The organism is Faucicola sp. SE7633 (genome assembly GCF_059264685.1).
This window is the reverse complement of record NZ_JCADBW010000042.1, coordinates 1-9851: the sequence shown is the minus strand read 5'-3', so window position 1 is coordinate 9851 and position 9851 is coordinate 1. Positions and strand designations below refer to the sequence as shown.

The window sequence follows — 9851 nt, the reverse complement described above, 5'->3', positions numbered from 1 at the left end:
CCAGCCAATTTAACAGTAAAAAAGGCAAACTAGCCAAGTCGGTTTACGATGCAGGTTGGTTTGAACTGAAACGACAACTGACCTACAAATGCGAGCACGCAGGTTGCCGTTTTGAAATCGTGAATGAACGATACACTACCTGAGGACGGCACTAGCGAAGCACCGCTTCGCCCGTCCGCAAGACAAGGGCTATGCCCGCCGTGACTTGCTCGTGCTGTGGCGATATGTCCAGTAGTCCGAAAGGTAGAGCAGGTTTGCGAATAAGAGATGAGAACGGATAAGCAAAGCACTGCTTTGCCCGTTCGCAAGACAAGAGCTATGCTCGCAGTAGACTTGTGCAAAGTGTGGCACATGGCATGATAGAGATATCAATGCCAGTCGGAACATTCTTGCGGCAGGTCTAACCGTCTGGGGGCAGGAATCCTCTCACTTTAGGGAGGGGAGGAAGTCAATGTTTTACCAAACAATCATGCAACCAAACAACCAAGGGGGAAATCATGAGCCAACCACACGCGCTGTTGTCGGTATCAGATAAGACGGGTATTGTTGAGCTGGCGCAAGGGCTGGTCACGCAAGGGTTTGCGCTGCTCTCAACGGGTGGTACTTACAAATTACTGACGCAACACAACGTGCCTGTGACCGAAGTCGCTGACTACACGGGCTTTGCCGAGATGATGGACGGGCGCGTTAAAACGTTGCACCCCAAAATCCATGGTGGCATTTTGGGACGGCGCGGTGTGGATGATGCGGTGATGGCACAGCATGGCATCGCGCGGATTGATTTGGTCGTTGTCAATTTGTATCCGTTTGCCCAGACGGTGGCGCGGCCTGATGTGAGCAAAGATGATGCGATTGAAAACATCGACATCGGTGGCCCAAGTATGGTACGCGCTGCCGCCAAAAACCATGCGCACGTTGGTATCGTCACCAACCCTGCTGACTATGCCGCGGTGTTGGCAGAAATCCGCGACCATGGGCAATTAAGCGACGCGACGCGCTTTGATTTGGCGGTCAAAGCTTTTGAGCACACCGCGCAATACGACGGCATGATTGCCAACTTTTTGGGCAACCGCTTGCAGGGCTTTGACACGCCCACTGCCTACCCGCGCACGCTCAACTTGCAGTTTAACAAACAACAAGAGCTGCGCTATGGTGAAAACCCCCACCAAACCGCGGCATTTTATACCGAAGCCAATACCACCGAAGCCAGCATCTCAACCGCGCGCCAGCTCCAAGGCAAAGAGCTGTCATACAACAACATCGCCGACACCGACGCTGCGCTTGAATGCGTCAAATGCTTTGATGCGCCTGCTTGCGTGATTGTCAAACACGCCAATCCTTGCGGCGTTGCGGTGGATAGCAACTTGACTGCCGCTTACCAAAAAGCCTTTGCCACTGACCCAGAGTCTGCATTTGGCGGTATCATCGCGTTCAACCGTGAGCTTGATACCGCGACCGCCAAAGCCATCATCGACCAGCAATTTGTTGAGGTCATCATCGCACCCAGCGTGGCAGATGGTGTGCTGGCTATCACCGCAAGTAAGAAAAACGTGCGCGTGTTGGTCTGCGGCGCGCTGCCTGCACCCCATGCCCGCCATGAACAACTGGACTACAAGCGTGTCACAGGCGGCTTGTTGGTACAAGCGCAAGACTTGGGGCGTGTGGCACTTGATGACCTCAAAGTCGTCAGCCAAGTGCAACCAACCGCCGAACAACTGGCGGATTTGCTGTTTACGTGGCAAGTGGCAAAATACGTCAAATCCAACGCCATCGTGTATGCCAAAGACGGCCGCACCATTGGCATTGGCGCAGGGCAAATGAGCCGCGTCAATTCGGCACGCATTGCCGCCATTAAAGCGGAACACGCAGGCTTGTCACCAGTCGGTGCGGTGATGGCATCGGACGCATTTTTCCCATTCCGCGATGGCATTGACAACGCCGCCGCGGTGGGTATCAAGGCGATTATCCAGCCTGGTGGCTCTATGCGCGATGATGAAACCATCGCCGCCGCCGATGAACACGGCATTGCCATGGTGCTTACGGGTATGCGCCATTTCCGCCATTGATTCAAATGGTTTTTACCAAACAAAAGCCTTGCAACCTGCAAGGCTTTTTTGTATCGCTATTGTGCCATAAAACAAGCGGCTACGGTGCATCGTAGCCGCTTGTTTGTCACTTCTTGTTTGTCACTTAATGTTAGCAAGTTGCCCAGTGGCGCATTACCATCATTACAATGTACCGTAATTCACCATGGCGTTGGCAACGATGGTGAAGCCTGCCACGTTAGCACCTTTTTTGTAGTCGATAAAACCATCATCTTGCTTACCATACTGAACGCATGTGTCATGGATGTTGGTCATGATTTGCTTGAGTTGTTGGTCAAGCGTGTCAAAGGTGTGGTATTGGCGCAGCGAGTTTTGTGACATCTCAAGCCCAGATACCGCAACCCCACCTGCGTTGGCGGCTTTACCTGGCGCATAGCGCACTTGGTTGTCTTGGAACACGTTGATGGCATCCATGTCGCTTGGCATGTTCGCGCCTTCGGCAACGTATTGGACGCCATTTTTTACCAAGTTTTGCGCATCCTCACCGTTGATTTCGTTTTGGGTCGCGCAAGGCAAGGCGATATCCGCTTTGATGTGCCATGGGCGTTGCCCCTCTAGCCATTCACCGCCAAATTTTGTGGTAAAGTCGCTTAAGGGCTTGCGCTCAAGTTTTTGCTGTTTGACCCATTCAAGCTGCTCTTGTGTCAAGCCGTCTTTGATGTGTAGCGTGCCTTTTGAGTCTGATAGGGTCAAGACCGTGCCGCCAAGTTCGATGACTTTTTGCGCGGCGTATTGCGCGACATTACCCGAACCTGAAATCAGCACCTTTTTGCCTTGCATGGTGTCATGGTTGGCTTCAAGCATGCGCTCTAAGAAATACACCAAGCCAAAGCCTGTCGCTTCCGTGCGAATCAAGCTACCGCCATGCCCCACGCCTTTGCCCGTCAAAACGCCCGTAAATTCACGGGTCATGTTTTTGTACATGGCAAACATGTAATTGACCTCGCGGCCACCCACCCCGATATCGCCAGCAGGTACGTCCACATCTGCGCCAATGTGGTGACCCAACTCACGCATAAAGGCATAACAAAAACGGCGGATTTCTGCGTCAGATTTGCCTTTGGGGTCAAAGTCTGATCCCCCTTTACCGCCGCCCATGGGCAGGCCTGTCAAGGCGTTTTTAAAGATTTGCTCAAAGCCCAAGAATTTTAGCACCGATACGCTAACGCTTGGGTGAAAACGCAAGCCGCCTTTGTAAGGGCCGATGGCGTTGTTAAACTGTACACGCCAGCCACGATTGACTTGTACGTTGCCTTGGTCGTCTTCCCAGTTGATACGGAATTGAAAAATACGGTCAGGCTCGGTCATACGTTCAAGCAATGACAACGCTTGGTAAGTGGTGTTTTCGTCATACACAGGCGCGACGTCCAACAAAAACTCTTCGACCGCCTGCACAAATTCAGGCTCATTGGCATAACGTTGTTGCAATGTTGCAAGTACAGATTGGCTATCCATCCGTTTATTCCTTCTGACTGGTTAATCATCATGCTCGCAGGGTTGGTTGGCACTCGGGTTTTGCTAACGATGTTGTACTAACAATGTTTTGCTAACAGGGTTTAACTAACTGGCTGCCTTTTCATCATAGCGTTTTGTCGGCAAAAGTCAAAATAATTTTTTTTGTCAAGGCGATAACCAGAAGGATTTGTCAGTTAAAAGCGACCTTTTTTGTCAGCCAAAACCTACAAAAATTGTCAGCCAAAGCCGATTTTATCTGTAAGTAATACGCTCTTTTAGCAGGAAATTTTGACTGACAAAAGGTATTGCGATTGTAATCATTGATTTATTTAGCCAAGCAATAATGGTGATAAACTGCCAAAATATCCACGCAAAAAATATTTGGCAACGCTTGGCAGGTTAAGCACTCAGCGTTTGCGCGCAGGCTCACTAAACACAGGCGACTCTGACGTACGCACAAAATCGGCATACGACATGCTGTTTTGGTTGTCATGGCCTTGCGGTGCGGTGTTGGGTACGTCTGTTGGTGGACGCATAAAATGCAGCTCTTCAATCGTCGGGGCATCGTTGGTGGGTGGCTGATTTTGGGGCGCGCTGATGGGTGCAGCGGCTTCGGCGGTGGGTTGTGTGGTATCTGCCACAGGCGTGGCGGTATCGGCTTGGTCAGGCGGTTGCCCGTCTGTGTGATTGCCTGCCAGTTGGTCGCCTGTGATGACGATGGTTTCGGTGTTAAGATGCTCATCGGTGGGCGGTGGCGCAGGGTCGGCCGTAGGCGCACTTACCGTTTGCGTCGGGGCGGCGGTTGGTGGTGGGTCGATGGGTGGCGCGTCTGCCGCGTCTATGGCCAAACTATTTTGTAACAAAATCGCATTGAGAATATGCTGCTCAAACATCGCCGCCCAAATCCCCTGCGCCAGCACCAACGTGACCGCCACAGCGGCGGCAATTTGCATACCCAAACTTGGCGGCGCAGGCGGTAACCCGTAGCGATTCTCACCGCGCGTGCCGGGCACGACAAACAACGCCAACATCAACAGCACATTGAGCACAGGCACCCATAGCACAAACGCCAACCATCTATTTTGGTTCAAATCCTGCAAACGCGCCATGCTATACAAAATTGTCAATGCTGCTGCCAACAAAGCCATCACCGCCCACAACGCCAGCGGCAAGACAGTAGCCCCGACGGTCAAAATCAGCGCAAATCCCACCAGCATCACACCAAAGCCTATGGCAAACGTTGCCAAGATATAATGCACGCGCCCAATACGCCCACCCAAACCACGAATCAGGCGTGACGCACGCCCAGCGGCCGTCAGGTTCGCTTGCGTATCGCCGCCCGTTTGGCTGGCGTGGGCAAGAGGGACGGTGGGTGGTGGCGCAGAGGTTGGCGCGCTGGTTGAGTTGATTTTTTTGGAAGGTAGTCGAAGTGCCATAGCATACCCAGCCTAAACAAGATTTTTCAATCAGCCATCTGACGGACAAATCCGCCAGTTAAGTGGGCTGTATGCGGCTTATCATTGGATAAGCCGCATACAGCCCACTTAACACAATCTTTTAAAATCTGCAAATTTTATGCCAATTTTGCTGATGAATGTTTGATTGTAAAGAATGTTGCTCGTTAATACGGGATATTTTAAAGTTAGCACAAAAACAATGTCAATTATTTATAGCAAATATGGCGGCGTTGCACCTGCGCGATGAAGTCTGTGGTGACTTGCTCAAGGCTTGTTGGCGCAAAATCCGCCACGCGTAGCATGGTCATGCCAGCATAGCCGCAAGGATTGATGAGGCTAAACGGGGTCAAATCATTGCTGACGTTGAGCCCGATGCCATGGTAGCTAAACCCATGCTTGATTTTAAAGCCCAACGACGCGATTTTGCCCAGTTCATGCCCGTCGGTATGATAAACGTACACGCCGGGTGCATCGGCGCGCGGTTTGGCCAAAAAATCGGGTGCAAGGTACGGCGCGACGGTATCCACCAGCACTTGTTCGGCAACATCCACCAAATCACGCACCTTCCAGCCCAAGCGGTTTAAGTCAAACAAAAAGTAGCCAACCAACTGCCCACGCCCATGCCATGTCACCTGCCCACCGCGGTCAGTGCGGATAATCGGTGTGGCACTGTGCTGCAAAATGTGTTCTTCTTTGCCACCTTGCCCAAGCGTATAAACGTCGTTGTGCTCGACAATCCACAGCTCATCGGGGGTAGGCTCACCATCGGCTTTGGCAGCGATACGCGCCAAGGTACGCGCAAGCATCGCATCATGCGTGGTTTGGTAGTCGGCTGCGGACAGGTGCTGAATGGTTAAAGGGACAGTATTTGGGGCAGGTTGTGTGGTTGTCATGATTTGGGCATCAATAATGTTGGGTGGGAGTGGTGATAGGCACAAAATTTTACCCGATTTATGCGCTTGTTAAAACCTTTGCTTGGTGATTGGGCGCTAACGACGCACCGCGTCCTTTTTTTAACCCCGTCACAATTTAACCGCCAAACCATTAACGCGCCAGATACTGCTGCACCGCGGCTGCTTTGGCGTGATCGACCCACCAATAATCCAGTGAAATGCCATTGCTCGGCAACGCCGCGTGCTGATACTGCTGCCAATACGCCAAATTATCCGTGCGTTTGCCATACATCGGCACGATGTAATAGCCTGCCCGCAGCAGACGGTCAAGCACGTGGGTATAAAGCACAATATCGGCGCGATTATCGGCGCGAATCAACTGGTCAATCACCGCATCAATCGCAGGGTTTTTGATGCCTGCCGTGTTCTGGTTGCCGATTTCATCCGCCGCTTGGCTGCCCCACAGGTACGCCTGCTCGGCACCTGGTGACAGACTTTGCCCGAAGACATCGACGATTAAATCATAATCAAACTTGCGTTTGCGCTCCAGATACTGCGGCATATCCACTTGGCGCAACGTGGTGGTAAAGCCAAGCCGCTCAAGGTTACGCAAAAATGGCAAAATCACGCGCGCGTTTTTTTCATCGGCACTTAAAAATTCAACCCGCGCCAGCTGCCCATTTGGCTGGTATAGGCGCATATCACGATAAAAAAAGCCAGCATCCAGCAGCAACTGGCGGGCTTTGAGCAGATTGGCACGGTTAAAACCACCGCCATCAGAGACAGGCGCGCGCCACTCGGCAAGTACGGCTTGGCGGTATATCGGGTCAAAATTCGCTAGCCACGGCTGGAGTATGGCAAGCTCTGCCGCGCTCGGTGTTCCCGTGGCGGCAAGCTCAGAGTGATGAAAGTAGCTTTGCAGCCGCTCATACTGCCCATAAAACATGGTTTGATTGAGCCATTCAAAGTCATACGCCAGCGTCAGCGCCTCACGCACGCGGATATCGGCAAACAGCGCACGGCGTAAGTTCATGACAATGCCTTGCATCGGCACGGGGTTGTGGTTGTCAGCGGCTTCCTGAATCACCATCCCTGCTTTAACGGCAGGAAAATCATAGCCCGTCGCCCATGTTCGCGCTTTGTTTTCGGTGCGAAACTGGTATTGCCCTGCCTTAAAGCCCTCAAACGCCACTTCAGGGTTTTGATAATACACAAATTTGATGGTGTCAAAATTAAACCGCCCAACGTTTGCCATCACGCCTGCTTCAGGCTTTGCGCCCCAATAATTTGGGTCACGCACATAGGTCACGCTGCGCCCCGGCTCAATATTGCCCACACGGTACGCACCGCTGCCCATCAGTGGCGTTAGGCCAACTTTGTCAAAACTTGCCTCAATCGACGCTTGTTGCCAAATCGGCATTTGCCCAACCAGTAGCCCGATTTCACGGTTGTCTTTGGTTTTAAAATAAAACTTGACGGTGTTGGCATCGACCACTTGAATGCGCTCAATATCCGCCAAATAACTGCGCATTGCCATGATGCCGCGCTGGCTTATCGCCTCAAGGCTGGCTTTGACATCCTGCGCGGTGACGGGTGAGCCATCCCAAAACTTGGCATGGGGGTTGATGTGGTAAATAATCCAGCTGGCATCATCGGGGTCATAGGTGACCTTGTCTGCAAGCTGCGGATACATGACAAATGCCTCGGACAGTGAGCCTGTCATCAAGGTGTCATACAAATAATCCGTGCCCATAGCAGGCGTGCCAACGTCAATCCATTTGTGCATGCTGTCAAACGTGCCAATCGCCGCTTGGCTTAGCGTTCCACCTTTGGGCGCGTTCGGGTTGGCATACGGCAAATGCGCCGCTTGGCTAAAGTTGGCCTCGCTGTTGTGCGCCAACGCTGTGACGGTGATGGGCGTGGCTTGCACGGATTTGGTCGCCAACAGCGCGTATAGCCAACCGCCCAAAACCAACACCAACGCGCCCAAGCCAGCCAGACGTGGGCGGCGCGGCCAATCAACCAACCTTAGCACCTTAAAAACCGCCAGCGTTCGCGATAATCACGGCCGTAACGACAGCTATTTGCTATGCTGCTCAGCAAACTGCGCCATAAACTCAACCAGTCGTTGCACCGTTGGCAAGTCGATGGCGTTATAAATACTGGCGCGCATACCGCCAACCGTGCGGTGTCCTTTGAGGTTTAAAAACCCTGCTGCGTCTGCCGCTTGCAAAAACACCTTATCAAGCTCGGCATCGGCAAGGGTGAACGGGATGTTCATGATAGAGCGGTTTTCTTTGACCACGCTGTTGTGATAAAAGTCGCTGCTGTCAATAAAGTCATACAGCGTTTGGGCTTTTTGCACATTTTGCTGATAAACTGCCTCAACGCCGCCTTGCTCAAGCAACCAATCAAACACCAAACCTGCCAAATACCACGCAAACGTTGGCGGTGTGTTGAGCATTGAGCCATTAGCCGCTTGCTGCTCATAGTTGATAACCGATGGGCATACCGCGTGCGCGCGTCCTAGCAAATCCTCACGCACGATGACAAGCGTCAAGCCCGATGGCCCGATATTTTTTTGCGCACCTGCATAAATCACCCCAAAACAGCTGACATCAATCGGTTCAGACAAGATACACGACGACATATCGGCCACCAGTGGCACATCGCTGGGCACTTCTGGCACACCATACAAGGCCACGCCGTTAATGGTTTCATTGGGGCAATAATGAAAATAACTGGCATCGTCCGATAGCTGCCATTCGGCACGGTTAGGCACATGTGTGTAGCCATTGTCTTTGCCCGACGCAACAACATTGACTTTTCCTAGCCCTGCGGCGGCATAACGCTGCGCCTCTTTGAGTGCTTTTGCTGACCAAATACCCGTGTCCAAATAATCTGCCTGACCGTGCAATAAATTCAACGGCACAGCAGAAAACTGCATACTGCCGCCGCCCTGCAAAAACAGCACGCGGTAATTTTCGGGAATGCCCATCAGCTTACGCAGGCTGACTTCGGCGTGGCGTGCAATCTCAATAAACGCGGCACTGCGGTGGCTCATCTCCATCACCGACATGCCCGACCCGTGCCAGTTGGACAGCTCGGCTTGCGCGCGCGCGATGACGGCATTTGGCATACTGGCAGGCCCTGCACAAAAATTGGCAACGCGTTGGTCAAAGGTTGGCATGGTAATTCCCCGTGTGGTTAGATATATTGAGGTTAAAGAATAGCAGACTTATGGCGCAAATGCCACGCCTATGCCGTACTCATCGATATGGGCAAAACGGATGGGTAAAAATTGACTTCCTCCCCTCCCTAAAGTGAGGGGATTCCTGCTCCCAGACGGTTAGACCTGCCGCAAGAATGTTCCGACTGGCATTGATATCTCTATCATGCCATGTGCCACACTTTGCACAAGTCTACTGCGAGCATAGCTCTTGTCTTGCGAACGGGCAAAGCAGTGCTTTGCTTATCCGTTCTCATCTCTTATTCGCAAACCTGCTCTACCTTTCGGACTACTGGACGTATCGCCACAGCACGAACACGTCACGGCGGGCATAGCCCTTGTCTTGCGGACGGGCGAAGCGGTGCTTCGCTAGTGCCGTCCTCAGGTAGTGTATCGTTCATTCACGATTTCAAAACGGCAACCTGCGTGCTCGCATTTGTAAGTCAGTTGTCGTTTGAGTTCAAACCAACCTGCATCGTAAACCGACTTGGCGAGTTTGCCTTGTTTACTGTTAAATTGGGGAGTTTTAACATCACCGACCACGATTAGGGCATTGTCTTTGACTAATCGGGAGGTGAATTTATGTATTAGGTCTTGGCGTGTGTTTTTGATTTTGGCATGGATTGCCTTGATACGCTGTTTGTTATTTGCACGTTGGGCGGTGGCTAACGCTTTGGCGTATTTGAGCGTTTGCTTGATTTGTAGCTTGTCG

At 52.1% G+C, this 9851-nt stretch carries 7 protein-coding genes and 1 pseudogene; 2 read left to right on the top strand and 6 right to left on the bottom strand.

Going from position 1 to position 9851, the window contains the following annotated elements; genetic code table 11:
- Together AC5L4R_RS10300 and purH are read left to right on the top strand one after the other, a co-directional pair.
- Positions 1-435, top strand: a pseudogene (locus AC5L4R_RS10300) (zinc ribbon domain-containing protein); the annotation flags it as partial.
- Positions 436-497: 62 nt separating this feature from the next.
- Positions 498-2066, top strand: coding sequence for a bifunctional phosphoribosylaminoimidazolecarboxamide formyltransferase/IMP cyclohydrolase (purH, locus tag AC5L4R_RS10295; RefSeq protein ID WP_494473768.1), 1569 nt, complete (start codon positions 498-500; stop codon positions 2064-2066).
- Positions 2067-2228: 162 nt separating this feature from the next.
- On the opposite strand, the gene gdhA is transcribed toward purH, so the two are convergent.
- The 6 genes from gdhA to AC5L4R_RS10265 all read right to left on the bottom strand — a co-directional run.
- Positions 2229-3560 carry an NADP-specific glutamate dehydrogenase gene (gdhA, locus tag AC5L4R_RS10290; protein WP_494473767.1) on the bottom strand — a complete coding sequence of 444 codons (1332 nt, stop codon included), beginning with the start codon at positions 3558-3560 and terminating at the stop codon, positions 2229-2231.
- A gap of 407 nt (positions 3561-3967) precedes the next feature.
- Positions 3968-4996, bottom strand: a complete 1029-nt coding sequence (locus AC5L4R_RS10285) for a DUF805 domain-containing protein (RefSeq protein ID WP_494473766.1) — start codon at positions 4994-4996, stop codon at positions 3968-3970.
- A 227-nt stretch (positions 4997-5223) separates the two neighbouring features.
- The gene (gene lipB / locus AC5L4R_RS10280) at positions 5224-5910 is read right to left on the bottom strand and encodes a lipoyl(octanoyl) transferase LipB (RefSeq protein ID WP_494473765.1); all 687 of its coding nucleotides are present in this window, start codon (positions 5908-5910) and stop codon (positions 5224-5226) included.
- Between the two features lie 151 nt (positions 5911-6061).
- Positions 6062-7879: an extracellular solute-binding protein gene (locus tag AC5L4R_RS10275; protein WP_494473769.1), complete on the bottom strand. Its 1818-nt coding sequence runs from the start codon at positions 7877-7879 to the stop codon at positions 6062-6064.
- A gap of 111 nt (positions 7880-7990) precedes the next feature.
- A complete protein-coding gene (gene serC / locus AC5L4R_RS10270; RefSeq protein WP_494473764.1) occupies positions 7991-9100 on the bottom strand; it encodes a 3-phosphoserine/phosphohydroxythreonine transaminase in 1110 nt (369 codons plus the stop codon).
- Between the two features lie 420 nt (positions 9101-9520).
- On the bottom strand, positions 9521-9851 hold a 331-nt coding region (locus AC5L4R_RS10265; RefSeq protein ID WP_494478065.1), incomplete at its 5' end, for an IS200/IS605 family accessory protein TnpB-related protein.